A 24,314-nucleotide genomic window follows, 5' to 3' on the forward strand; every position below is an offset into this window, starting at 1 on the left:
TCCTTCTCTCCCCGCCGGTCCCCGTGCTGCCGTCAGTCCTTGTAGAGCGGTTCCGGCGGCCCTTCGACGCCGGGAAGGTCCGCCTCCAGCCAGGTACGGTACGCCTGCATCCATCGGCTGTCCGGGCCACCGCTGCGGTAGTCCTCCAGCACCTTGTTGACCCGGCGCACCAGGTCGGTGTCCTGCTCGTTCATCGCCACGCCGTAGTACTCGGTGGTGACCGGCCTGCCCACCAGCCGCACCGCCGGGTCCTGGGCGGCCTGGCCGGCGGCGAGCGCGTTGTCGGTGAAGACGGCGTCGGCCTCGCCGAGTTGCAGCATCACCAGGCAGTCCAGCTGGTTCGCCACCTGAAGGACGCGGGGCCGCAGCCGCTCCTTCTCCTTGTCCAGCTCGGCCTGAGCGGTGCTCCCCTCGGCGACGCAGATCCGTTTCCCCTTCACGGAGGAGTCGAACCCCTTGATCGCCGAACCCTGGCGGGGGACCAGCAGTTGCTGCCCCGCCTTGAAGTAGGCGGTGGAGAAGGCGATGTGCTTCTCCTTGATCCGTTCGCAGGTGATGCTCACGGTGCGCACCAGCAGGTCCACGTCGCGGTGGTTGACGGCCTCGAAGCGCTTGGCGGTCGGCACGGTCTTGTAGAGGATGGCGTCCTCACTGCCGAGGATGTCCTTGGCGATGGCCTTGGCCAGGTCGATGTCGAAGCCCACGATCTTCCGGGAGACCGGGTCGCGGTAGCTCCAGCGGTAGCCGTTCTGGTCCACCCCGATGACCAGTTTGCCGCGCTTCTTGATGCGCTCGACCGCCGGACCGCTCGCGGAGGACGGCCGTAGGCTCGCCTCCGGGTGCCCGCCGCAGTCGTCGTCCGCCGAGGCCCTCCCCGGCGCGGCGGCCGGGGCCGCGTTGTCCGTCGCCCGGGCCCGCGGCCCGCCGTCCCCGCCGTCCTGCAGCGGCAGCACGGCGCCGGCCGCCGCGGCCGCGACCAGCCCTGCCGCCGAGACCACGGTCGCCCAGCCCCGCACGCGCCACCCACGCTCCTCGCGTCCCATCAGCGGCCTCCCCCCGCTCACCGGTACTCCGACAGTCGTCGCCCGATGCCGAGCACCGCGCCCGCGGCGCCGAGCACCGCCAGAGCCGCGGCTCCCGGCACCAGCCCGCCCAGCGCGCCGCGCCCGTCGGCGGCGGCCTGTTCGAACTCCCGCTGCTCGTGGTCGACGGCATCCGCGAGGTGGTTGTCGACCTGGTCGAAGCAGAAGCCGGTGTACTGCTCGGGCCGCTTGCCGTTCTCGTACGTGCCGCCGATCGTCTGGGCAACGGCGTCCAGGTAGTTGCCCTCGTCGTCCTTCTCGCGGGCCTCGCCGTGCAGTCCCCACCAGGCCTTCGCGGCCTCCATCGCGGACGTGATGCTCGTGCGGCCCCGGTCGTCGTCGGCGAGGCCGAGCGCCTGCGCCAGCAGGCCCGTCCTCCCGTCGGCGTCCGTGCCCGCCAGGCCCTGCAGTTGCTTGTCGTAGGCCGCGCTGTAGGTGTCCCCGCCGCCGCGGGCCACGAGCGTCAGGTTCTCGTTGCCCCGGGCCTGCAGGGTCTGGATCCGGGCCTCGTTGAGGACCTGCAGCGACTGCGCGCCGTGCGCAGAGGAGTCGTCCAGCTTCGCGCGGGCGACGCCGTGCCCGGCGACCAGCCACAGCAGCACCACCGCGGTGGCCACCGTGCCCGCCACCATGCCCGGGTTGAACACCCGGTGGGTGCGCCGGTACGAGCGCCGCTGCGCCCACACCAGCGCGCCCAGCGCCACGACGCCGAGCGCCCAGGCGGCCAGCGGCAGGGCCTTGGCGTCCTTGTAGTCCTCGCCCAGCCGCGCGGTCTCGATCGTCCACAACTGCTTGGCGTCCGGGAGGATCTCCTCGTTCATCATCCTGTTCGCGCGCCGCAGGTACGCCCCGCCGACCGGGAAGCCCTGGCGGTTGTTGGCGCGGGCCCGCTCGACCAGGCCGGTGTAGACCGACAACCGCTGGTTCAGCCGCTCCAGGCGGGCCCGCGCCTGGGCGGAGTCCTCGGAACTGGCCGCCGCTTCGGCGATGTTGCGCGAGGCGATCTCGATGTCCTTCGCGTACCGCTCGCGGTCCCGTTCCGGGTCGTCGCCGCCGGCGAGGAAGCCGCCGGCGGCGGTGGCGTCCGCGTCGGCGAGCGAGCGGTAGATGTCCGCGGCGCGGGCGCTCAGCGGCTCGCTGTGGTGGATCACGTCGTCGGCCGCGGCAGAGCGCTCGGTGATCTGCCACGCCGTCACCGCGCCGAAGGCGACGACGAGCAGGGCCAGCAGCGCACCCATGACGCGCAGCCTGCCCGGTTCGGTGGTGGCCGCGGCCCGCCACGCGCGTGGTTGCTCCACCCACGCCCGTGGCCGTCTGCCGCCGGGTGCGGGCGTGTCCCCCCGCACCGTCGGCGACTCCGTCTCCATCGGCGTCCGTGTCACCTGCCGGCCCTCCCCCCGACCCGTTCGCCCGCGCGTACGCGCGACGAGCCCATGACCAGCAGTATGACCGTCGTCACAGACATCCACCCACGAATTGCGTGGATCTTGCCGTCCGACACGGTCCGACCGCCGCCCGTGGGGCCTTCCCCCGCGTGCCGCCCCCTCGCAGGTCACCACGCACGGGGGAGCGTGTTCGGTTCCCCCGGCGTGCGCGCCGGTCACGACACGGAGCCCACCGATTCGTAGTGCGCCCGCAGCCGCGCGTGCGCCTCGGCCGCCGCTCCGGTGCGGTCCAGGCCCAGCAGGGCGGCGCCCAGCACCGGCGGCGAGGTGACCACCTTGGGGACGGCCTTCGGCGCCGCCGCGGCCAGCAGGGCGGTCACGGAGTCCATCAGCAGGGGGTGACGGGCGGCCAGCACACCGCCTCCCAGGACGACGTCGGTCTCCTCGTCGAGGAGGCCGAGCCGGCGCAGCGCGACCGTGGCCATGACCACGATCTCCTCGGCCTGCCGCTCCACGATCGCCCGGGCGACCGGGTCGCCGTCCTGCGCGGTGGCGAAGAGGACCGGCGTCAGCTCGTGCTTGCGGGAGACCGCGATGCGGCCCAGGTGCACCGCCTCGATCAGCGCGTACATCGAGGTGAGCCCGAAGTGCGCGGGCAGCGCGGCGGCCAGCGCCGTGGCGCCGCCGCGGCCGTCCTCGGCGCGCGCCGCCCACCACAGGGCCTCGTCGGCCAGACCCGCCCCGCCGCCCCAGTCGCCGGAGAGGTGGCCGATGGCCGGAAAGCGGGCCGTGCGGCCGTCCGGGAGCATGCCCGCGCAGTTGATGCCCGCGCCGCACACCACGGCGACCCCGCGCGGCCCGTCGACGCCCGCGCGCAGCAGCGCGAAGGTGTCGTTGGCGACACGGGTGCCCTCGCCCCAGCCGCGGGCGTGGACGGCGAGTTCGAGCTCCTGCTCCTCTACGGGCAGGTCGGCGTTGGCCAGACACGCGGAGACGTGCCGCACCAGCGGCTCGCCGGGCCGCGGGGACAGGCCCGCGGCGTCCGCGGCCCGCTCCACGATGCGCGCGATCACCTCGACCGCCGCCTCGGTGCCGACGATCTGCGGCTGGAAACCGCCGCCGCGGGCGGTGCCGAGCACCGTCCCGTCGGCGGCGACCAGGGCCACGTCGGTCTTGCTGTTGCCGGCGTCGACGGCGAGCACGCCGTCGGCGACGAGAGGGTTCAGGCCCACGCGAGGTGCTCCCGGTTATGAGCGATCAGACGGTCGGTCAGGGCCTCGGCGTACTCGTACTGGCCGACGAGGGGGTGCGACAGCAGGGCCTTGAAGACCCGGTCGCGGCCGCCGTGCACGGCGGCGGTCAGCGCCAGGTCCTCGTAGGCGGTGACGTTCGCGACCAGACCGCCGAACAGCGGGTCCAGGGGCGCGACGGGCAGCGGGTGCGTCCCGTTCGCGTCCACGGTGGCCGGCACCTCGATGACGGCGTCGTCCGGGAGGAAGGGGAGGGTGCCGTTGTTGAGGGTGTTGACGACCTGGACGTCGCCGGTGTCCCGCAGCAGCGAGGAGGCGAGTGCCACGGCGGCCTCGGAGTAGAAGGCCCCGCCGCGCCGGGAGAGCAGCTCCGGCTTCTCGTCGAGGGTCTCGTCCCCGTACATCCGCAGCAGTTCGGCCTCGATGGCCGCCACCTCGGCGGCCCTGGAGGGCTTGGTCCGCATCTCCCGCACGACCTCGTCGTGGGCGTAGTAGTAGCGCAGGTAGTACGAGGGCACCACGCCCAGCCGGTCCAGCACCGCGCGGGGCAGGTGGAGGTCGCCGGCGATGCCGTCGGCGTGCTCGGCGAGCAGCTTCGGCAGGACGTCCTCGCCCTCCGGACCGCCGATCCGGACGCCGCGTTCCCAGGTGAGGTGGTTGAGGCCGACATGGTCCAGGTGGACCTGCTCGGGCGTCACGCCGAGCAGCCCGGCGAACCTGCGCTGGAAGCCGATCGCGACGTTGCACAGCCCGACGGCCCGGTGGCCGGCCTGCAGCAGCGCGCGCGTCACGATGCCGACCGGGTTGGTGAAGTCGATGATCCAGGCGTCGGGGGCGGCCCGGCGGACCCGCTCGGCGATGTCCAGCACCACCGGCACCGTGCGCAGCGCCTTGGCGAGGCCGCCCGCGCCGGTGGTCTCCTGGCCGACGCAGCCGCACTCCAGCGGCCAGGCCTCGTCCTGCGCCCGGGCGGCCTGGCCGCCGACGCGCAGTTGCAGCAGCACGGCGTCGGCCCCGGCCACGCCCGCGTCCAGGTCGGAGGTGGTGGTCACGGTGCCGGGGTGGCCCTGCCGGGCGAAGATCCGCCGGGCGAGCCCGCCGACCAGCCGCAGCCGGTCCTCGGCCGGGTCCACCAGCACCAGCTCCTCGACCGGCAGCGTCTGCCGCAACCGGGCGAACCCGTCGATGAGTTCCGGGGTGTACGTGGACCCGCCGCCCACGACCGCCAGCTTCATCCTTTGACTCCCGTCAACGTCACGCCTTCGATGAAGGCCTTTTGCGCGAAGAAGAAGACGACGATCACGGGTGCCATGACCAGCACCGTCGCGGCCATCGTCAGGTTCCAGTTGGTGTGGTGGGCGCCCTTGAACGACTCCAGGCCGTAGCTGAGGGTCCAGGCCGCCGGGTTCTCGCTCGCGTAGATCTGCGGGCCGAAGTAGTCGTTCCAGCAGTAGAAGAACTGGAACAGCGCCACCGCCGCGATGGCCGGCTTCGCCATCGGCAGCACGACGCGCAGCATCGTGCGCAGTTCGCCGCAGCCGTCGACCCTCGCCGCGTCCGTGTACTCCTTGGGGATGGTCAGCAGGAACTGCCGCAGCAGGAAGATGCTGAAGGCGTCGCCGAAGGCCATCGGGATGATCAGCGGCCACAGCGTGCCCGACAGGTGCAGCTGCTTCGCCCAGAACAGGTACATGGGCACGATGACGACCTGCGGGGGCAGCATCATCGTGGAGACCACGAGCATCATCGACAGGTTGCGGCCGCGGAAGCGGAACTTGGCCAGCGCGTAGGCGACCGGCGTGCTGGAGACGACGGTCAGCACCGTGCCGAGGCCCGCGTACAGCAGGGTGTTGCGCCACCAGGTGAGGAATCCGGGGGTGTCCCAGACGGTGCCGAAGTTGCCCCACTCCCAGGTCCGCGGCCACAGGTCGCGGGTGAGGGCCTGGCTGTCGCTCATCACCGCGGTGAGGAAGACGAAGACGAAGGGCAGGACGAAGAAGAGCGCGGCGGCGATGCCGAGGGCGTGCACCGCGATCCAGTGCAGCGCCGCCTTGCGGGCCGCGGCGCGCCGCGCACCGGAGGGGAGACCGGTGGCGGGCGCCGTGGCGGAGGGGGCGAGGGTGGCGTGGGTGGTCATGGGCGTCAGTCCTCCGCCGTCAGGAAGCCGCTGCGGCGGCGCATGAGGAGCGCGGTGAAGGCCATGGCGAGCGCGAAGAGCACGAGGGCGATCACACAAGCCGAGCCGGTGTCGAAGCGCTGGAAGCCGAGGTTGTAGACCAGCTGCGGCAGGGTCAGCGTGGACTTCTCGGGGTAGCCCGGCTCGAACTGCTGGCCGGAGCCGCCGATGACGCCGCTGGCGACCTTCCCCGCGACCAGGGGCTGTGTGTAGTACTGCATCGTCTGGATTACGCCGGTCACGACGGCGAACATCAGGATGGGGGAGATGTTCGGCAGCGTGACGTAGCGGAACCTCGCCCAGGGGCCGGCGCCGTCCAGCTCGGCGGCCTCGTACTGCTCCTTGGGCACGTCGAGCAGCGCGGCCATGAAGATGACCATGAGGTCGCCGATGCCCCACAGCGCCAGCAGCGTGAGGGCGGGCTTGGACCACGCCGGGTCGTTGAACCAGCCGGGCGTCGGCAGCCCGACGCTGCCCAGCAGGTGGTTGACCGGCCCGGTGCCGGGGTTGAGGAGGAAGGCGAAGGCCATCGTCGCGGCCACCGGCGGGGCCAGGTAGGGCAGGTAGAACGCGGTGCGGAAGAGCCCCGCACCGGTCTTGATCTTCGTGATCAGCAGTCCGATGCCCAGACCGAACACGACCCGCAGGCTGACCATGACCACGACCAGCCACAGGGTGTTGCGCAGCGCGGGCCAGAAGAACGGGTAGTCGTTGAAGACGTACGACCAGTTCCTGACGCCGTTCCAGGTCGGGGCGGCGAACCCGTCGTACTTCATGAAGGAGAAGTAGACGGTCGAGACCAGCGGGTAGGCGAAGAAGACGCCGAAGCCGATGATCCAGGGCGACATGAAGGCGAGGATGCGAAGCGCCTCACGGCGGCGCTTCGCCCTCAGCATCGGGTGGACGGCGCTCATCAACGGGCCTGCGCGATGTCCTTGTCGACCTGCTCGTCGACGCCCTTGAGACCCGCGGCCAGGTCGCTCTGCTTGCCGGCCTCGTAGGCGTAGCCGAAGTCCTGGAGGGTCAGCTGGTAGGTGCCGCCGTTGACGCTGGCGGGAGTGGTGGTGCTGTTCGGGTTCTGCGCGATCTCCACGAAGGTGCGGAAGAGCGGATCGGCGTCCAGATCCGGGGACTTGAGTGCGGCGAGCGTGGACGGCACGTTGTGGATGGCGTTGGCGAAGCTCACCACCGCGTCGGTGTCGGTGGCCATGTACTTCACCAGTTCCCAGGCGGCGTTCTTCTTGGCGCTGGTGTTGGCGACGCCGATGATCGTGCCGGACAGGTAGCCCTTGCCGTAGGTGTCCGCCTGGTCGTCCGGTACGGGGAAGGGCGCGACGCCGACCTCGAACTTCGTGCCCGCCTCCTTCGCCATGCCGGCCCGCCACTCGCCGTCGATGGCCATGGCCACCTGGCCGGTGTGGAAGGGGTTCTTGGCGCCCCACTCGTCACCGAAGCCCGACCGGTACTTCTCCAGCTTCCTGAAGCCGCCGAGCGCCTTCACCATCTCCTGCTGCCAGGTGAACATGGCTGTGAAACCGGGGTCCTTGGCGACGTTCGACCTGCCGTCGGCGTCGAAGTACTTCGCGCCCCACTGCGCGGCCAGGTGCGTGGTGGTGGACTCGTAGCCGTGGAAGTTCGGCATGAAGCCGAGCTGGGAGTAGGAGTCGCCCTTGCTCTTGGTGAGCTTGACCGCGTCGGCCTTGAACTCCGAGAGCGTCTTGGGCGGGGAGGCGATCCCGGCGGCCTTGAAGGCGTCCTTGTTGTAGTAGAGGCCGTAGGCGTCGCCGAGCAGCGGCAGGGTGCAGCGCTTCCCCTCGAACTGGGTGTACTCCAGCATCGGCTTGGGGAACGTGGCGGCCGGGTCGATGCCGGCCTTCTTCAGGAACGGGTCCAGGTCGGCGAAGGCGTTGGACGAGCAGAACTTGCCGACGTTGTCGGTGGTGAAGGAGGAGACGACGTCCGGGGCGTTGGGGCCGCCGGCCCGCAGCGCCTGGTTGATCTTGTCGTCGGTGATGTTGCCCTGCACCTTGACGTGGATGTTGGGGTGGGCCTTCTCGAAGGCCTTGACGTTGGCGTCGATCGCCTTCACCTCGCTCGGCGCGGACCAGCCGTGCCAGAAGGTGATGGTCACGTCCTTGGTGGGGTCGTCGCCTGCGGTGTTGTTGGCGGAGCCCGTGCACGCGCTCGTCAGCAGGGTTATCGCGGCGGCGGCCGCGACGGCGGCCGCGGCCGTCTTGGTGGAACCGGACACTTCGCTTCCTCCGGGGGACTTCGGGCGGTTCGAGGGTGTGCGAGACCGGCGGAGCGGCCCGGGTGGGTCCGTCCGCTGTGTGTGCGGGTGGGTGGGATGGGTGGGCTGTCGGGTTCAGCGGGAGGTGTCGAACACCTCGTCGCGGGTGGTGGCGAGGGCGCTCTGCAGCGCGCCGGACAGGACGGGGTCGTCCGGTACGCCGCCGAGCACCAGTCGGGGCCGGGGCACGGCCAGTTCGGCCAGCTCGGACTGGACCAGGGAGCGCAGCGGCTCCCCGCCCGCGGCGATCACCCCGCCGGCCAGGACGATCAGTTCGGGGTCGAGGACGGTCACCAGCGAGGCCAGCCCGACGGCGAGCCCGGTGGCGAAGCGCCTCAGCAGTTCCGCGTGTGCGCCCTCGCCGGTCTCCGCCGCCGCGGCGAGCAGCGCCGAGGCGCCCTCGGCCTGCGTGCCCCGCGGTACGGTCAGCCCCAGTTCCCGGGCGACGCGCAGCACCGCGTTGCAGCCCGCCAGTTCCTGGAAGCCGCCGGCGTTGGCCTTGGCGACGTGCCGGACCAGGGGGGTCCCCGGCACCGGCATGAAGCCGACCTCGCCGGCGCCGCCGGTCCAGCCGCGGTGCAGCCGGCCGCCGATCACGATGGCCGCGCCGATGCCCTCCTCGTTCCACAGCAGGACGAAGTCGTCGTGGTCCCGGGCCGCGCCGAGCCGCTGCTCGGCGACGGCTGCGAGGTTCACGTCGTTGTCGTACTCCAGGGGGACGGGCAGGGCGGCGGCCAGCTCGTCCAGCAGGGTGGGGGAGTGCCAGCCGGGGAGATGGCTGGCGTAGCGCAGCCGGCCGGTGCTGGGGTCGAAGGCGCCAGGGGTGCCGACGACGATCCGGTGCAGGTCGGTGCGGTGGAGTCCGGCCGCCTTGACCGCGCCGTCGACGGCCTGGACGACCAGTTCGACGGCGCCGCCCTGCCCGCGCCGGCCGCGGCCGGGGGTGGCGAGCTCGAACCAGCCGGCCACCCGGCCGGTGATGTCGGCGACGGCGGCACGGATGCGCTCGGTCGTCACGTCGAGGCCGGCGACGTACGCGGCGGCGGGGTTGACCGCGTACAGCTGTGCGTTGGGGCCCGGGCGGCCGTCGGTCGTTCCGGTGGCCAGGACCAGCCCGGCCGCCTCGAGGCGGGCGAGCAGCTGGGAGGCGGTGGGCTTCGACAGGCCGGTGAGCTTGCCGATCCGGGTCCGGGAGAGCGGGCCGTGTTCGATGAGCAGGTCGAGCGCGGCCCGGTCGTTCATCGCCCGCAGTACGCGCGGTGTGCCGGGGGTGCCAGGTGTGCCTGGGCTTCCTGGGGTACCGGCCACGGTCTCGTCCTCCCTCGTCGTGACGGCTCGCGCCGCAGGCTACGGCACGGGGCTGGTGGGCTGGGTGGGGTCAGGGGGGCGGGTGTGCCCCCTGTTGGTAGTTAGGAAACTTTCCTGTTGGTGAAAGGCAAGGTAGGCGCCCGGGGCCGGAGCGTCAAGGGCGGTTCGCGAGGTCGGCGCCAAAGCGTTACCGGCCGCGCCGGGACACGGAAAAGGGGCGCCGGGCGGTGCCCGGCGCCCCTGGTGGGCGGCGTTCGCTACTTGAGCGTGCTCGGCTGGGAGGACGCCTGCGCGGGGGTCAGCGGCTGGGCCGCCAGGGCCTGCGGGGAGGCGGGGTTGGCGAGTGCCGACGGCGGGGCGACGGCGGCCGAGGGGTCGGCCGCCTCGTCCTCCTCCACCACCTGCGGGGTGCCGCCGACGATCGCGATCCCGGCCGCGTCGAAGGCCCGCTTGATGCGCCAGCGCAGCTCCCGCGCGACCGCCGCCGACTTGCCCGGCATGGTCTTGACCTGCGCCTGGATCAGGACCGAGTCCGCGGCCACCGACTCCAGGCCCAGCACCTGGACCGGCTCCCAGAGCACCTCGTCCCACGGCTGGTCCTTGGCCATCGCCGCCGCGGCCTCCTCGATCACCGCGCGGGCCCGGTCCAGGTCCTCCCCGTAGCCGACCTGGACGTCCACCACCGCCGTAGCCCAGCCCTGGCTGAGGTTGCCGATCCGCTTGACCTCGCCGTTGCGGATGTACCAGATCTCGCCGTTGTCGCCGCGCAGCTTGGTCACGCGCAGTCCGACCTCGACCACGGTGCCGCTGGCGACGCCCGCGTCGATGACGTCCCCGACGCCGTACTGGTCCTCCAGGATCATGAAGACGCCGGAGAGGAAGTCGGTCACCAGGTTCCGCGCGCCGAAGCCGATGGCCACACCGGCCACACCCGCGCTGGCCAGCAGCGGAGCCAGGTTGATCTTCAGCACGGACAGCACGGTCAGAGCCGCCGTCCCCATGATCACGAACGAGGCCACGCTGCGCAGCACCGAGCCGATCGCCTCGCTGCGCTGCCGCCGGCGCTCGGCGTTGACCAGCAGTCCGCCCAGCGCGCTCGTCGCCGCGACCTCGGCGCCGCGGTTCATGCGTTCGATGAACTTGGTGATCATGCGACGGACCACCGACCGCAGTACCAGCGCGATCACCAGGATCAGCAGGATGCGCAGCCCGGCGGACAGCCAGTCCGCCCAGTTCTGGCTGATGTAGTCGGCGGCGTCGGTCGCGCTCTTCTGGGCGTCGTCGATCGTCGTGGCGGTGGACGGCGATGGGGACACGGGCGGAAACCTCCGGGTTGGGCAGGCTTCCCACACTAACGGGGGAGGCGATGTGTCCCGTTGCGTTGTTCGAGCGCGACGTGCGGCGATTCAGGGCATGTAAAGGGGGTGTGGTTGAAAACACCCTCGCTCCGTTACCCGGTCATGGTGGCGCCGTGACCGGGCTTCCGGAGAGACTGTGGGCAGATCGTCCCGGCGCGAGCCACGCGCCGCCGGCGTAAAAGGAGGCACCCGTGCCGCATGTCCTGGTCCTCAACGCGTCGTACGAGCCGCTCGGCGTCGTACCGCTCCGCCGCGCGCTCATCCTCGTGCTGAACAAGAAGGCCGTGTGCCTCGAGGAATCCGGCGCCTATATGCACAGCGCGACCTGCTCTGTCCCCGCCCCGAGTGTCGTCAAGCTCACCAAATTCGTCCGAGTCCCCTTTCGCGGCCCCGTGCCCCTGACCCGGCGGGCGCTGTTCGCCCGGGACGGCGGCCGGTGCGCGTACTGCGGAGCCGTCGCAACCAGCGTCGACCACGTGATCCCGCGCAGCCGCGGAGGCCAGCACACGTGGGACAACGTGGTCGCGGCATGCCGCCGGTGCAATCACCTCAAGGCCGACCGCCACGTCGCCGAGCTCGGCTGGCGGATGCGCCACCAACCCGCCCCGCCGTCGGGCCTGGCCTGGCGGATCATCGGGACGGGGCATAGGGACCCGCGCTGGCTGCCATACCTGCAGCCATTCGGCGCGGATGACGCCATGGCCCGGATCGACGGCATATCCGCCTGAGACCGGGCCTTCATGTTGTCCTGAACCGTCCCGGACCGGGCTCAGGGCCCCGGACCGCACCCCCGTGCCGGTCCGGGGTCCCGCCGCGCCCGCGGCGTCCGCCTACTCGTAGCGCAACTGCGCGGGCTGTACGGTGCGGCGCAGCAGCGGCAGGGACACGGCTGTGGCCAGCAGGGACGCGGCCAGCAGGCCGCCCGTGAGCAGCGCCGGCTCCAGCAGCGGGAGGGCGCGCCGCTGGCCGATGGCGACGACGGGGGCCACGATCGTCAGCCCGCAGCACCCGCCGAGCAGGATCGCCGGGGTGAGAGGCAGCGCCGTCTCCAGCAGCGTCGCGCGCCACAGCACCTTCCGTGGCGTGCCCGCCGCGGCCAGCGCCGCCAGCGTCCGGCGACGGGTCATCAGCGACTCGACGACGCCGACGGCCAGGCCGCTGACCACGACCGCGACGCCGATCAGCAGCGCGAGCCCGGCCAGGTCGTAGCCGCCGACGTAGAACGAGACGTCACCGGCGGAGTAGTTCGTGTCGTTCCGCAGCATCTCGACCGTCACCCGTCGCATGGCCACCCAGCCGACCCCCACCAGCGAGGCGAGCATCACCACGGTGTGCGAGCGGGCCGCCGCCCACGGGTCGGCCCGCAGCCGCTCACCCGCGATGAGCAGGGCCGGGCGGCCCGAGCGGGCCGCGAGCCGTCCGGTGAGCAGCGCAAGCCCCGCGCTGGTGTACACCAGCCCGAGGGCGCACAGGGCGAGGATCGCCACCAGGATCGGCAGGACCGGTACCTGATCCAGGTCCACCGCCCGCCCCAGCAGTACGAGCCCGATCCCCAGGAGCAGGGCCACGGGGCCCAGCAGCCACATGCCGGGGCCGGTGCGGTGCCGGCGCGGTCGGCGCGCCGCCGCGCCCAGCGGGTCGACGGCCGCCCGGCGCAGCGCGAACCGCGCCTCCAGGGTGGCCAGCACCGGCACCGCCAGGACGATCAGGGCGGCAGGAAGCCACGGCACCGGCACGTCGGTGGGCCAGGTCAGTGCCTCGCGGTCATCCTGCACGGCCGCGACCACGGCCCGCAGCGTGAGGAAGCCCGCCAGCCCGGCCACCGCGCCCAGGCAGCCGGCGGCACCCGCCTCCAGGGCGGCGATCCGCGTGACCTGCCGCGGGGTGGCCCCGGACAGGCGGAGCGCGGCGAGCCGGTGCTCACGGCGCAGGGCGCCGATCCGGGTGCACTGGCCGATGAAGGCCAGCACCGGCACGATGAGCAGCAACAGCGCGGCCACCACACCCGGGCGCAGGCCGCTCTCGTTCAGCAGGTTGTTGGTGTACCGGTGCTCCCCGCCCCCGAACCGTGTGTTGATCACCGTCACGACGGCGGCCGCCAGCGCGAAGCCCGTGCCGAGGGCGGCGCCGAGCGCGGTGAGCGCCAGGCGCCACCACTCGCTGCGCGGGGAGCCCCGCAGCAGCGTCCAGGCCAGCAGGGCGTCCCCCCGCAATCCCCTCACCGGGTCACCTCGGCGGCCGGCTCGTCCTCTGACTCCACGACGCCGTCCCGCACCGTCGCCTCGCGGTCCGCGTACGCCGCGACCTGGGCGTCGTGCGTGACCAGCAGCACCGCGGTACCGGACTCGCGGGCCGCGTGGACCAGGGCGGTCATGACCTGCTCACCGGCGAGGGAGTCCAGGGCCCCGGTCGGCTCATCGGCGAAGACCACCTTCGGGCCGGTGACCATCGCGCGGGCCAGGGCGACGCGTTGCGCCTGTCCGCCCGACATCTCGCCCGGACGCAGGGCGGCCTGACCGCGCACGCCGAAGCGCTCCAGCCAGGTGCCCGCGCTCTCGTGGGCGGCGGCGCGGGAGGTCCCGGCCAGCAGCAGCGGCAGGGCCACGTTGTCGAGGGCGGTCAGTTCGCCGACCAGCTGCCCGAACTGGAAGACCACGCCGAAGTCGGTGCGCCGCAGCGTGGAGCGACGGCCCTCCCCGGCCTGGTCGAGCCGCTCCGCGCCGGCGACGCCGCCCGTGTAGCGGACCTCGCCCTCGTCCGGCCGGACGATGCCCGACATGCAGTGCAGCAGCGTGGACTTGCCGCTGCCGCTCGGTCCGGTGACGGCCAGCACCTCCCCGGGCAGCAGGCGCAGTGACGCGCCGCGCAACGCGTCGGTGGTGCCGTACCGCTTGACGAGGCCGCGGGCCTCGATCAGGGGTGTCGTCATGCTGAGGTGACCTCCTCGGCCAGTGCGCCGAGTCGCTGCGCGGCGTTGTCCATCCAGCGCAGGTCGGCGTCGAGATGGGTGAGGGCGTAGTCGGCGGAGAGCACGGCCGACAGCGGGGCGCCGGACGCGGTCTTCACGGCGGTGAGCTCGCGCATCCGCGCGAGGTGGGCGGCGCGCTGGAGGCGGAGGAAGGCGGCCGGGTCGCCGAAGCCGGAGGCGATGATCGCCGTGACCTTGGCGAAGATCTCGTTGGCCGCGCTGACCGGCGCGGGCGGTACGGGCTCGCCGAGCCAGGTCCGCAGAGTCAGCGAGCCCCGCTCCGTGAGCCGGTAGGTGGTGCGCTCCGGGCCGCCGTCGCTCTCCGTGGCGTCGACCTCGGCGAGGCCGTCGCGCACCAGGCGCTGCAGGCTCGTGTAGACCTGTCCGTAGGCCAGGGGGCGGGCTTCGGGGAAGCGTTCGTCATGCCGCCGCTTGAGGTCGTAGCCGTGGCCCGGACCGGCGGCGAGCAGACCCAGCAGGACGTTTCCGGTGCTCATACGACGTCCCCTCTGCTATTCACTCAATATATGTACTGGGTGAATAGTTGCAGCCGCGCGGCCGTCGCGCAACGGCCCCCAGGGCGGCGGGTTGGGAGGGGCGGACGCCGGCGGGTCAGCCGGTGACGGCGTACGCCTGCATCGAGTACAGCGAGTAGCCGTACTTCGTGCCGCGCTCCAGCCCCTGCACCCGGATGAAGCGCGCGTCGGACGGGGCGTCCAGCCGTACGGACTCGGTGCCGCCGCGGCCGTCGGAGACGACCGCCGCGGTGTGCCAGCTCCGCCCGTCGGCCGAGGTCAGGACCGTGTAGCGGGAGGCGTACGCGTCCTGCCAGCGCAGCACCACCCGGCCGACCCTGGCGGCCCGCGGCAGTTCGGCCTGCACCCAGGCGTCGTCCCGTACGGGGGAGGACCAGCGGGGTACCCGCGCGGGTTCCTGGGTCACGTGGTTGGCCCGGGCCCGCTCGGCCAGCTCGCGGAACTCCGCGCGGCGCGCGGCCGGGTAGGGCTCGCGCCAGCGTTCCTGGCGGTAGGGGTCGTCGCCGGGGGCGTACAGGTAGCGGTTCTGCTTGGTGCGGCCGAGGAAGTCCAGCTGGGCGAGCCGCTGCTCCCGGGTCCACGGTTCGCCGTAGAAGCTCTCGGCGACGCCGCGCGTCGCGGCCGCGGGCCAGTCGCGGACGACGACGCCCCGCAGGCTCCTTCCGGTCGCCAACTGGCGCAGCGTCTGCGCCGCGTGGAACAGCCCGTCCTCGCCCGCCCCGTCAAGCGCCACGACGTCGCGGCCGCCGGTACGGCCCACGGCCAGCCGGTAGCCGCCGGAGGGCAGGTCCCCGGTGGGCGCGGCGCCCAGGGCGCGCAGCGCGGAGCCGGCCTGTGCGCCGCCGGCGTACACCACCAGCCCGCGCGGCTCGGCCGGGTCCTCGTGGAGCGTGGTCACGCCCGCCCCGCGCAGGATCGCGCGGAGGGAGTCCAGGGCGTAGGGGTCGGCTCCGGGTCCGGCGACGAGGGTCGCGGTGTCCGGCACGGCGACGTCGGCACCGCGATGGCGCAGCGACTGCGGCCGGGGGTGGACGGCGGGCGCGGTGCCCTCCGCCGCGGTGTCGTCCGAGGCGTCGGGCGCCGTCGCCGGGATGACGGGCGGGGCGGCCAGGGCGGCCGGCGCGGTGCCGAGCACCGTGCCGGCGAGGGCGGCGACGAGCGCTGCCGTGCGGGTCGCGGCCGTTCTCCTGCCCGGGGTCATGGTCCGACAGCCCATCACCCGCGCGGAGGGCGTGTCAACGTGCGGACGCGCCCCCTCCGCCCCGTTCCCGCGGCCCGTACCGCCGGTAGCCGGCGGCGGCCGGGGACACGACCTGCCCGTCGAGGGAAAACCCCCGGCCGTTCCACCCCCGCCGCGTGCGAGGATGGCCGAAAACCCGACGAAGGAGACGGACACGTGCCCGGCACCAACCTCACACGTGAGGAGGCGCGGCAGCGAGCGCGCCTGCTCACCGTGGACGCGTACGACATCGAGCTCGACCTGAGTGGGGCGCAGGAGGGCGGCACCTTCCGGTCGGTGACCACGGTGCGCTTCGACTCCGCCGAGGCGGGTGCCTCGACCTTCATCGACCTGGTCGCCCCCACGGTCCACGAGGTGGTGCTCAACGGCACCGCGCTGGATCCGGCCGAGGTCTTCGCGGACAGCCGCATCGCCCTGCCGTCGCTGCAGGCGGGCGCCAACGAGCTGCGGGTCGTCGCGGACGCGGCGTACACCAACACCGGCGAGGGCCTGCACCGCTTCGTCGACCCCGTCGACAAGCAGGCCTACCTCTACACCCAGTTCGAGGTCCCGGATGCCCGCCGGGTCTTCACCTGCTTCGAGCAGCCCGACCTGAAGGCGGCCTTCACCTTCACCGTGAAGGCCCCGGCCGGGTGGACGGTGATCTCCAACTCCCCGACCCCGGAGCCGGTCGACAACGTCTGGAGCTTCGCGCAGACCCCGCGCATCTCCACGTACATCACCGCCCTGATCGCCGGCCCGTACCACGCCGTGCACAGCACCTGGGAGGGCGAGGGCGGCCGCAGCGTACCGCTGGGCCTGTACTGCCGCCCGTCGCTGACGGAGTTCCTCGACGCCGACGCCATCTTCGCGGTCACCCGGCAGGGCTTCGACTGGTTCGAGGAGAAGTTCGACTTCCCCTACCCCTTCGCCAAGTACGACCAGCTCTTCGTGCCGGAGTTCAACGCCGGCGCCATGGAGAACGCGGGCGCGGTCACCATCCGCGACCAGTACGTCTTCCGCTCCAAGGTGACCGACGCGGCCTACGAGGTGCGCGCCGAGACGATCCTCCACGAGCTGGCCCACATGTGGTTCGGCGACCTGGTCACCATGGAGTGGTGGAACGACCTGTGGCTGAACGAGTCGTTCGCCACGTACACCTCCATCGCCTGCCAGGCCTACGCGCCCGGCAGCAGGTGGCCGCACTCCTGGACGACCTTCGCCAACTCCATGAAGACCTGGGCGTACCGGCAGGACCAGCTGCCGTCCACCCACCCGATCATGGCGGAGATCAACGACCTGCAGGACGTCCAGGTCAACTTCGACGGCATCACCTACGCCAAGGGCGCCTCCGTCCTGAAGCAGCTGGTGGCCTACGTGGGCATGGACGCGTTCTTCACCGGCGTCCAGGCGTACTTCAAGCGCCACGCCTGGAAGAACACCCGCCTGACCGACCTGCTGACCGCCCTGGAGGAGACCTCCGGCCGCGACCTGAAGACCTGGTCGAAGAAGTGGCTGGAGACCGCGGGCATCAACATCCTCCGCCCGGAGATCGAGACCGCCGCCGACGGCACGATCACCTCCTTCGCCGTACGCCAGGAGGCCCCGGCGCTGCCGGCCGGCGCCAAGGGCGAGTCGATCCTGCGGCCGCACCGCATCGCGGTCGGCGCGTACGACCTCCAGGACGGCAAGCTGGTGCGCGTCCAGCGCGTCGAGCTGGACGTCGACGGCGAGCTGACCGCGGTGCCGGAGCTGACCGGTGTGAAGCGCCCGGCGGTCGTGCTGCTCAACGACGACGACCTGTCGTACGCCAAGGTGCGGCTCGACGAGGTCTCGCTGGCCACCGTTCGCGAGCACCTGGGCGACTTCACCGAGTCCCTGCCGCGCGCCCTGGTGTGGGCCTCCGCGTGGGACATGACGCGCGACGGCGAACTCGCCACCCGCGACTACCTGGAGCTGGTGCTCTCCGGCATCGGCAAGGAGTCCGACATCGGCGTCGTGCAGTCCCTGCACCGCCAGGTGAAGACGGCGCTGGAGCTGTACGCCGCGCCCGAGTGGCGGGAGACCGGCCTGGCCCGGTGGACCGAGGCGACCCTGGAGCACCTGCGCGCGGCCGCCCCGGGCGGCGACCACCAGCTCGCCTGGGCCCGGGCGTTCGCCGCGACGGCCCGCACCAAGGAGCAGCTCGACCTGATCGCCGGGCTGCTCGGCGGCACGGAGACGATCGAGGGCCTCGACGTCGACACCGAGCTGCGCTGGTCCCTGCTGGAGCGGCTGGCCGCGACCGGCCGCGCCGACGAGGAGGCCATCGCCGCCGAGCTCGGCCGGGACGCCACGGCGGCCGGTGAGCGGCACGCGGCCACCGCCCGGGCGGCGCGTCCGACGGCCGAGGCGAAGGCCGAGGCGTGGGCCTCGGTCGTCGAGGCGGAGACGCTCACCAACGCCGTCCAGGAGGCGGTCATCGGGGGCTTCTCCGAGCCGGACCAGCGCGAGCTGCTGGCGCCGTACACGCAGCGGTACTTCGCGGCGGTCTCGGACGTGTTCTCCTCCCGCAGCCACGAGATGGCCCAGCAGATCATCGTCGGCCTCTACCCGGCGCTCCAGGTCTCCCAGGACACCCTGGATGCCACCGACGCCTGGCTCGCGGCGGCCGATCCGGCGCCCGCGCTGCGGCGCATGGTGACGGAGTGCCGTGCCGGGGTCGAGCGCGCCCTCAAGGCCCGCGCCGCGGACGCGGCGGCCGGCTGATCCGCGGCAGCACCGAAGAGGCCCCCCGCGGCGACCAGCCGCGGGGGGCCTCGTGCCTTACGCACCGGGGCGTGGCGGGAGCACTGCGCCGTTCGGGGGATCCCCGCGCGCTGCCGCGGCACCGGTCGCCCCGCGACGCGCGGGCCGGCGACGGGCATGCCTGAAGCCGGGCCGCGGTGCTCCGCGGCCCGGTCAGCGAGACGGTCGAAGGATCAGCTCTGGGTCTTGCGGGACTTGTCGGTCGCGACGACCAGGCCCGCGATGACCAGGAACAGGACGATCGGCAGGACGAGGTACAGGCCGAGCGTCTCGATCACGCTCAGACCGGGACCCGGGTCGTCGCCGTCGTCGCGAGTGTTCGCGAACGCGGGGGACGACATCAGCAGCATCAGCGCCGTGCCGGCCGTGACGGCACCGGCGCGCAGGGCGTTCTTGTTGAGCTTGTCCACGCTCTCAAAGTAGCGAACGCTCCCGGGGCCCGCGCGCCCGGGGGTGGTGTCAGGGCCCGTGGGGCGCCGCCATCGCCGTCCGCACCTCGTGCGCCAGCGCGTGCAGCCGAGGCGAGGCGGTCAGCTGCTCCAGGGTGAGCGGGCGTCCCTCCGGGTCCGCGACCGGCAGCCGCCAGTTGGGGTACTGGTCCCAGGTGCCCGGCAGGTTCTGCGGGCGGCGGTCGCCGACCCCGTCCGGCAGCCACACCCCGACCATCCGGGCCGGCGTGCGCGCCAGGAAGCGGTGGACGGCCTTGACGACGGCCTCCTCGTCGCGGGCGCCCTCCGGCAGCATGCCCAGCCGGCCGAGCAGCGCCAGCCACTCCGCGACCTCCACCGCGTCCTCGGCCTGCTCCACCTCCAGCGGCCGGGTCAGCAGACCCAGCCGGTGCCGCAGGACGACGTGCTCCCCGGTCAGCCGGGCCGCCGTCGTGGGCAGGTCGTGGGTGGTCACCGTGGCCAGCGCGTCCGCCCGCCAGGCCGCGGGCGGCAGCGGCCGGGCTCGCGCGGAGCCGTGCGCCCCCTCCCAGTCCCGCTCGAACCAGAGCACCGACGTGCCGAGGATGCCCCGGTCGGCCAGCTCCTCGCGGACGCCCGGCTCGACCGTGCCGAGGTCCTCCCCTATGACGACGGCACCGGCGCGCCGCGCCTCCAGCGCGAGGATCCCGAGCATCGCCTCGGCGTCGTAACGGACGTACGCACCCTGTGTCGGCGGCTCGCCCTCCGGCACCCACCACAGGCGGAAGAGCCCCATCACATGGTCGATCCGCAGGCCTCCCGCGTGCCGCAGCACGTTGCGCAGCAGGTCCCGGTAGGGCGCGTACCCCGTGGCGGCCAGGGCGTCGGGGCGCCAGGGCGGCAGGCCCCAGTCCTGGCCGTGGGCGTTGAAGGCGTCCGGCGGCGCGCCGACCGACATCTTGTGGGCGAGGGCGTCCTGCAGCGCCCAGGCGTCGGAACCGGAGGGGTGCACCCCGACCGCGAGGTCGTGGACGATGCCGACCGCCATGCCCGCGTCCCGCGCCGCACGCTGCGCCGCGGCCAGCTGGGCGTCCGTCAGCCAGGCGAGCCAGCAGTGGAAGTCGACCTGGTCCAGCCGTTCGCCGCGGAGCCGCGCGACCTGCCCCGAGCGCGGGTCGCGCAGCCCCGCCGGCCAGCGGCGCCAGTCCGGGCCGTGCAGCTCGGCCAGCATCGACCAGGTGGCGTGGTCGTCCAGCGCCTGCCCCTGGTCCGCGAGGAAGTCGCAGTACGCGGCCCGCCGCCCCGGCGACAGCGGCACCCTGCGGACCAGCGCCAGCGCCTCGCGCTTGAGCTCCCACACCGCGTCCCGGTCGATCAGCGCGTCCTTGAGCAGCACCGAGTCGCGCAGTACCGCCGCCTTGCGCAGCAGGTCCGCGGCGCGGTCGCGGTCGTCGGGACCGAGGTAGGCGAACTCGGGGATCTCCTCCACCCGCAGATACACCGGGTCGGGGAAGCGCCGCGAGGAGGGACGGTAGGGCGACGGGTCCGTGGGATGCCCGGGCACGGCCACGTGCAGCGGATTGACCTGCAGGAAGCCCGCGTGCAGCGCCCGGCCCGTCCATGCCGCGAGGTCGGCGAGGTCGCCGAGGTCGCCCATGCCCCAGGACCGCGAGGACAGCACGGAGTACAGCTGCGCCATGAAGCCCAGGACCCGTTCCGGTGGGCCGGGCAGCCGTTCCGGCGCCACGACGAGCTGCGCCTGCGCGGTGCGCCCGTCGGGGGCCTGCGCGCGCAGCGCGTGCCGTCCCACGGGCAGGGGCGCGCCGCCGTCCCAGGAGGTCTCGGTGCCGTCCTCCGTCGTCAGCCGCAGCACGGTGCCCTCGGGCAGCCGCTGTCCGAGCGGACGACCGGTCCGCAGGACGACGCTGCGGGGGAGCAGCCGGCGCCCGGCACGGTGCTCGTGCTCCGCCAGCGCGTTCCGCACCGCCGCCGGGGTCGAGGCGTCGACGCCGAGCGCGGCCAGCACCGCCACGACCGTCCCGTCCGGCACGCGCACCTCGCGGTCCGGCGACGGGCGGTAGGTGACGTCCACGCCGTGCAGCGCGGCGAGTCTGTCCCGGTCGGCGGCTTCGGTCATGGGATGCCCTCCCGGGGCGTCATCGCGGGCGCGGGTTCTCCGGACAGCCTCAGCCATACCCACTGCGTGGCGGAGCAGTCGCATTCCGTGCACGCGCTCCCACCCAGGAGTGGCGGCACGCGGACGCAGCGGGCCCGGCTCCCGTCCCCGGGCGGTCTCAGGCGGGCGGCCCGCCGACGGCCCCGGGCACCTCGAAAGCGCGGGCCGTACGGGCCCGCCACGGGGAGGCGGCCTCCAACTGGGCGGCGAGGGCGAGCAGCGGGCCCTCCTCGCCGTGCCGGGCGCCGAGCATCATGCCGATGGGCAGCCCCGCCGGGGACCACTCCAGCGGCAGCGACACCGCGGGCAGCCCGGCGATGTTCCAGGGCGCGGTGAACGGCGTGAAGGCCAGCTGCGCCGCGAAGTCGGCCTCGGGGTCGGCGTCGTCGCGCAGGGCGCCCACCGGGGCGGGGAGCTGCGCCAGCGTCGGGGTGAGCACCGCGTCGTACGGTTCGGCGGCCTCGGCCAGCTTGCGGCCCACGCTCTGCATCGCCCCCAGCGTGCGGGCGTAGTCGAGGCCGCCCACGTCCTGTCCCTGGGCGCGCAGCCAGCGGGTGAGCGGCAGCAGCTCCCGCTCCCGTTCCGCCGCCACGGGGGTCAGCACGGCCAGCACGGCCCACACCGGGGTGAACGCGTCGCGGTCGCCGGGGGCGAGCGGCTGCGGTACGTCCACGACCTCGTGCCCGAGCGCGGCCAGCAGCGCCGAGGTGCGCTCGTACGCCGCCAGCACCTGCGGGTCGACCTGCACGCCAGTGACGTCCGGCACCGCCCAGCGGGCGATCCGCAGCCGCCGCGGTTCCCGCTCGCACCACTGCAGGAACGATCGCTCCGGCGGCGGCAGACGGAAGGGGTCGCCCGGTGCGGGCACCGCCAGCACGTCGAGCAGGGCCGCCGTGTCCCGGACGGTGCGTGCGAGGGGCCCGTTGACGGCCAGTCCGCTCGCGTCGCCCCATGGCGCGGGGCTCACCCGGCCCCTGCTCGGCTTCAGCCCGACGACCCCGCAGCAGCTCGCCGGGATGCGGATCGAGCCGCCCCCGTCGCTGCCGTGCGCCGCCGCCGCGAGACCGGCGGCCACGGCCGCCGCCGCGCCCCCGCTGCTGCCGCCGGCGCCGCGCGCGAGGTCGTAGGGGGTGCGGGCCGGCGGACCGGCGGCGCCCTCGGTGTAGGCGGGGAGCCCGAACTCCGGGGTGTTGGTCTTCCCGGTCAGCACGGTCCCCGCGTCCCTCAGCAGCCGGACGAGGTACGCGTCCCGGTCGGCGACCCGGTCCGCGAAGACCGCCGACCCGGAGGTGAAGCGCACCCCGGCGACCGGCGTCAGGTCCTTCACCGGTACCGGTACGCCGAGCAGCGGCGGGAGCGGCCCGCCCTCCTTGAGCACGCGTTCGGCGCGCCGAGCGTCCTGCAGGGCGTGTTCGGGCGTGACGGTCAGATAGGCCCCGAGCGCCGGGTCGATCCGCTCGATCCGGTCGAGGTAGTGGGCCGTCAGCTCCACGGGCGACAGTTCGCCCGCCCGGACGGCCGCGGCCTGTTCCAGCATCGTCAGTTCATGGGGGGCGGACACACCGCCAGGTTAGGGCCTGGCCCTGGAGCGCAGGAGGGGTGAACGTTTTCCCCCGCTGCCGCGTCATAGGGGAAATCGCGGAAGGGGTGGGGTGTGGCGCTGCTGAGACGGAGGTCCCGGCCGGGGGAAGGGGAGGACCCCCTCGCGCCGGAGCACCTCGATCGGGTGCGGGCCGTCCTGGCGCTCGGCGGGGTGCCGGCGGGCGATCTGCCGGACGGGGTGCAGCAGGTGCGGCTGAAGCTGCTGGAGCACCGGGCGGGCGGCCGCGAGCCGCTTCGGGACCCGGGGGCGTGGGCGGCCGTCGCCGCGTCCAACGTGGCGATGGACTGGCACCGTTCGCGACGCCGGCAGGAGCGGCTCGGCGAACGCCTCGCGGCCCTGACCCCCCGGGACGAGGCCCGGCACGGCGGGGGAGAGGCGCATGTGCTGGCCCTGGCCGTCGCCGACGGGCTGCAGGAACTCCCGCCGCGGCAGCGGCAGGTGCTGACGCTGCGCTTCTACGCCGACCTGCCCGTGGCGGAGATCGCCACGGCGCTCGGCGTCCCGGAGGGCACCGTCAAGAGCCGGCTGCACGCCGCCGTCCGTGCGCTGCGCGGCCGGCTGCACACGAAGGAGGTGGTGTGACGATGAGCGGGAACGGGCAGGGCGCGGGTGAGGCGGACGAGGCACTGTCGGCCGCCCTCGCGGACGTGCCCCCGCAGGCGTCCGCCGGTGACGAGGCGCACCGGGCGTACGCCGCGGCGCGCGCCGACGTGGACCTGCTGCGCACCCAGGTGCGGCTGATCGGCGACGCCCTCGCCGCGCGGCCCGTCCCGCCCGCGGAGCGCCGCCCCCGCGGGCGCAGGGCGCTCGCGTGGTGCCTGGCCGCCGTCGTGGCGGGCGTGGCGGGGATCGGCGGGGTCGTCCTGGCACGGGACGCCGCCCTGGGCGGGGACTCGGCGGTGGGCGACGCGAAGCGCACGCCGGAGGGCGTCGTCGCCTGCGCGAGCGACATCGCCGAGGGCACCGTGCGCGAGGTGACGCCCGCCGGCGGACCGGGGGACCTGCGGGTGGTGATGGACGTCGACCGCCGCCTCAAGCCCGCCGGGGGCGCCCGCCGACTGGCGTTCACGATCCACATCGACGACGACCACGACGACGTGGCCCCGCCCCCCGAACCCGGGTCCCGCGTCCTGGTGATGGTCTCCGTCCTCCCGGGGGAGCCGGTGGACCTGTACGAGGGCGCCGCGGACATCGCCTCCGCCCGCGCCTGGATGGCGAGGGCGCTCGCGGCCTCCCGGGGCCTGCCGTGCGAGAGCGACACCGCATGAGGGGAGCACAGGACATGGGACGCAGGACGGGACCGGCCCTCGCCGCGGCGGCGCTGCTCGCGCGCGCCGCGCTCGCCGGCTGCGGGACCGGCGGCGGCGAGGCCGAATCCGACTCGGTCCGCAGCACCGACGCGGAAGTGCTGGCCTGCACCGAACTCGTCGCCGAGGGGACGGTGCTGCGGGTGACGCCCGGGGAGGGACCGGACCGGGTGTCGCTGCGGATGGAGGTGGACCGTTACCTCAAGGGCGGGCGCGGGGACCGCCGGCTGACCTTCCCCGTCGACCGTGACGAGGAGGGGGAGCCCGAGATGGCCGTGGGGAGCCGTGTGCTCGTCAGAGTCGGGCTGCGGCCCTGGGGCTCCACCTTCGTCCACCAGGGCGAGGACATCGCCCTGACGCGGGAGTGGGTGGAGCGGGCGCTGCCCCGTTCACGCACGCTGCGCTGCGGGGAGCAGGAGTACGAGTGGCGGCAGAGCTGAAGGGGCGGGCGCTCCGGGGAGC

Annotated in this window: 21 protein-coding genes; 5 read left to right on the plus strand and 16 right to left on the minus strand. The window is 73.6% G+C overall.

What is annotated here, in order from left to right; translation table 11 throughout:
- Positions 1-32 precede the first annotated feature (32 nt).
- From PV342_RS33245 to PV342_RS33285, 9 genes are all read right to left on the minus strand, one after another.
- Positions 33-1,043, minus strand: coding sequence for a glutamate ABC transporter substrate-binding protein (locus PV342_RS33245; RefSeq protein ID WP_500319938.1), 1,011 nt, complete (start codon positions 1,041-1,043; stop codon positions 33-35).
- Positions 1,044-1,060: 17 nt separating this feature from the next.
- Entirely contained in the window at positions 1,061-2,380 is a 1,320-nt protein-coding gene (locus tag PV342_RS33250) for a GlnX family signal transduction membrane protein (protein WP_500319940.1), read from the minus strand.
- A gap of 302 nt (positions 2,381-2,682) precedes the next feature.
- Positions 2,683-3,699: an N-acetylglucosamine kinase gene (locus PV342_RS33255; protein ID WP_396345980.1), complete on the minus strand. Its 1,017-nt coding sequence runs from the start codon at positions 3,697-3,699 to the stop codon at positions 2,683-2,685.
- Positions 3,690-4,952 (minus strand): 6-phospho-beta-glucosidase, encoded by a 1,263-nt coding sequence (locus PV342_RS33260; protein WP_018556528.1) that lies wholly within the window; start codon positions 4,950-4,952, stop codon positions 3,690-3,692. The genes PV342_RS33255 and PV342_RS33260 overlap by 10 nt, the downstream gene beginning before the upstream one ends.
- The gene (locus PV342_RS33265; RefSeq protein WP_018556529.1) at positions 4,949-5,854 is read right to left on the minus strand and encodes a carbohydrate ABC transporter permease; all 906 of its coding nucleotides are present in this window, start codon (positions 5,852-5,854) and stop codon (positions 4,949-4,951) included. Before PV342_RS33265 ends, PV342_RS33260 begins: the two co-directional genes overlap by 4 nt.
- A gap of 5 nt (positions 5,855-5,859) precedes the next feature.
- The gene (locus PV342_RS33270) at positions 5,860-6,807 is read right to left on the minus strand and encodes a carbohydrate ABC transporter permease (protein WP_018556530.1); all 948 of its coding nucleotides are present in this window, start codon (positions 6,805-6,807) and stop codon (positions 5,860-5,862) included.
- A complete protein-coding gene (locus tag PV342_RS33275) occupies positions 6,807-8,144 on the minus strand; it encodes an ABC transporter substrate-binding protein (protein WP_500319943.1) in 1,338 nt (445 codons plus the stop codon). Before PV342_RS33275 ends, PV342_RS33270 begins: the two co-directional genes overlap by 1 nt.
- Positions 8,145-8,258: 114 nt before the next feature.
- On the minus strand, positions 8,259-9,491 hold the full coding sequence (locus PV342_RS33280; RefSeq protein WP_500319945.1) for an ROK family transcriptional regulator: 1,233 nt from the start codon (positions 9,489-9,491) through the stop codon (positions 8,259-8,261).
- A 257-nt stretch (positions 9,492-9,748) separates the two neighbouring features.
- Positions 9,749-10,807, minus strand: a complete 1,059-nt coding sequence (locus PV342_RS33285; protein WP_500319947.1) for a mechanosensitive ion channel family protein — start codon at positions 10,805-10,807, stop codon at positions 9,749-9,751.
- A 233-nt stretch (positions 10,808-11,040) separates the two neighbouring features.
- Here PV342_RS33285 and PV342_RS33290 point away from each other — a divergent pair, with 233 nt between their 5' ends.
- The gene (locus PV342_RS33290) at positions 11,041-11,577 is read left to right on the plus strand and encodes an HNH endonuclease (protein ID WP_018556534.1); all 537 of its coding nucleotides are present in this window, start codon (positions 11,041-11,043) and stop codon (positions 11,575-11,577) included.
- A gap of 102 nt (positions 11,578-11,679) precedes the next feature.
- Here the strand turns inward: PV342_RS33290 and PV342_RS33295 are convergent, their stop codons facing one another.
- The 4 genes from PV342_RS33295 to PV342_RS33310 all read right to left on the minus strand — a co-directional run bounded on the left by PV342_RS33295 (position 11,680) and on the right by PV342_RS33310 (position 15,554).
- Positions 11,680-13,071, minus strand: a complete 1,392-nt coding sequence (locus PV342_RS33295; protein ID WP_500319949.1) for an FtsX-like permease family protein — start codon at positions 13,069-13,071, stop codon at positions 11,680-11,682.
- Positions 13,068-13,778, minus strand: a complete 711-nt coding sequence (locus tag PV342_RS33300; RefSeq protein WP_386991054.1) for an ABC transporter ATP-binding protein — start codon at positions 13,776-13,778, stop codon at positions 13,068-13,070. Before PV342_RS33300 ends, PV342_RS33295 begins: the two co-directional genes overlap by 4 nt.
- Positions 13,775-14,314, minus strand: a complete 540-nt coding sequence (locus tag PV342_RS33305; protein WP_386991056.1) for a PadR family transcriptional regulator — start codon at positions 14,312-14,314, stop codon at positions 13,775-13,777. Before PV342_RS33305 ends, PV342_RS33300 begins: the two co-directional genes overlap by 4 nt.
- 115 nt (positions 14,315-14,429) lie before the next feature.
- On the minus strand, positions 14,430-15,554 hold the full coding sequence (locus PV342_RS33310; protein WP_500319952.1) for a beta-N-acetylglucosaminidase domain-containing protein: 1,125 nt from the start codon (positions 15,552-15,554) through the stop codon (positions 14,430-14,432).
- Positions 15,555-15,749: 195 nt separating this feature from the next.
- Between PV342_RS33310 and pepN the strand changes: the two genes are divergently transcribed.
- Complete coding sequence (pepN, locus tag PV342_RS33315) at positions 15,750-18,320, plus strand: aminopeptidase N (RefSeq protein WP_392615920.1); 2,571 nt, start codon at positions 15,750-15,752, stop codon at positions 18,318-18,320.
- A 212-nt stretch (positions 18,321-18,532) separates the two neighbouring features.
- Here pepN and PV342_RS33320 read toward each other — a convergent pair whose 3' ends face one another.
- The 3 genes from PV342_RS33320 to PV342_RS33330 all read right to left on the minus strand — a co-directional run bounded on the left by PV342_RS33320 (position 18,533) and on the right by PV342_RS33330 (position 22,503).
- Complete coding sequence (locus PV342_RS33320; protein WP_018556540.1) at positions 18,533-18,769, minus strand: hypothetical protein; 237 nt, start codon at positions 18,767-18,769, stop codon at positions 18,533-18,535.
- Between the two features lie 49 nt (positions 18,770-18,818).
- The gene (gene malQ, locus PV342_RS33325) at positions 18,819-20,903 is read right to left on the minus strand and encodes a 4-alpha-glucanotransferase (protein WP_400801452.1); all 2,085 of its coding nucleotides are present in this window, start codon (positions 20,901-20,903) and stop codon (positions 18,819-18,821) included.
- Positions 20,904-21,060: 157 nt separating this feature from the next.
- On the minus strand, positions 21,061-22,503 hold the full coding sequence (locus PV342_RS33330) for an amidase (protein ID WP_400801454.1): 1,443 nt from the start codon (positions 22,501-22,503) through the stop codon (positions 21,061-21,063).
- 99 nt (positions 22,504-22,602) lie between these two features.
- Between PV342_RS33330 and PV342_RS33335 the strand changes: the two genes are divergently transcribed.
- Genes PV342_RS33335 through PV342_RS33345 form a run of 3 tightly spaced genes read left to right on the plus strand, consistent with a single transcriptional unit; the run spans position 22,603 to position 24,292 of the window.
- Positions 22,603-23,127 carry a sigma-70 family RNA polymerase sigma factor gene (locus PV342_RS33335; RefSeq protein WP_391578143.1) on the plus strand — a complete coding sequence of 175 codons (525 nt, stop codon included), beginning with the start codon at positions 22,603-22,605 and terminating at the stop codon, positions 23,125-23,127.
- Between the two features lie 2 nt (positions 23,128-23,129).
- Entirely contained in the window at positions 23,130-23,813 is a 684-nt protein-coding gene (locus tag PV342_RS33340) for a hypothetical protein (RefSeq protein ID WP_400801456.1), read from the plus strand.
- Between the two features lie 14 nt (positions 23,814-23,827).
- A complete protein-coding gene (locus PV342_RS33345; RefSeq protein WP_500319955.1) occupies positions 23,828-24,292 on the plus strand; it encodes a hypothetical protein in 465 nt (154 codons plus the stop codon).
- Positions 24,293-24,314 lie beyond the last annotated feature (22 nt).

This window comes from Streptomyces sp. PA03-3a, assembly GCF_033792735.1.
Classification (GTDB): Bacteria; Actinomycetota; Actinomycetes; order Streptomycetales; family Streptomycetaceae; genus Actinacidiphila.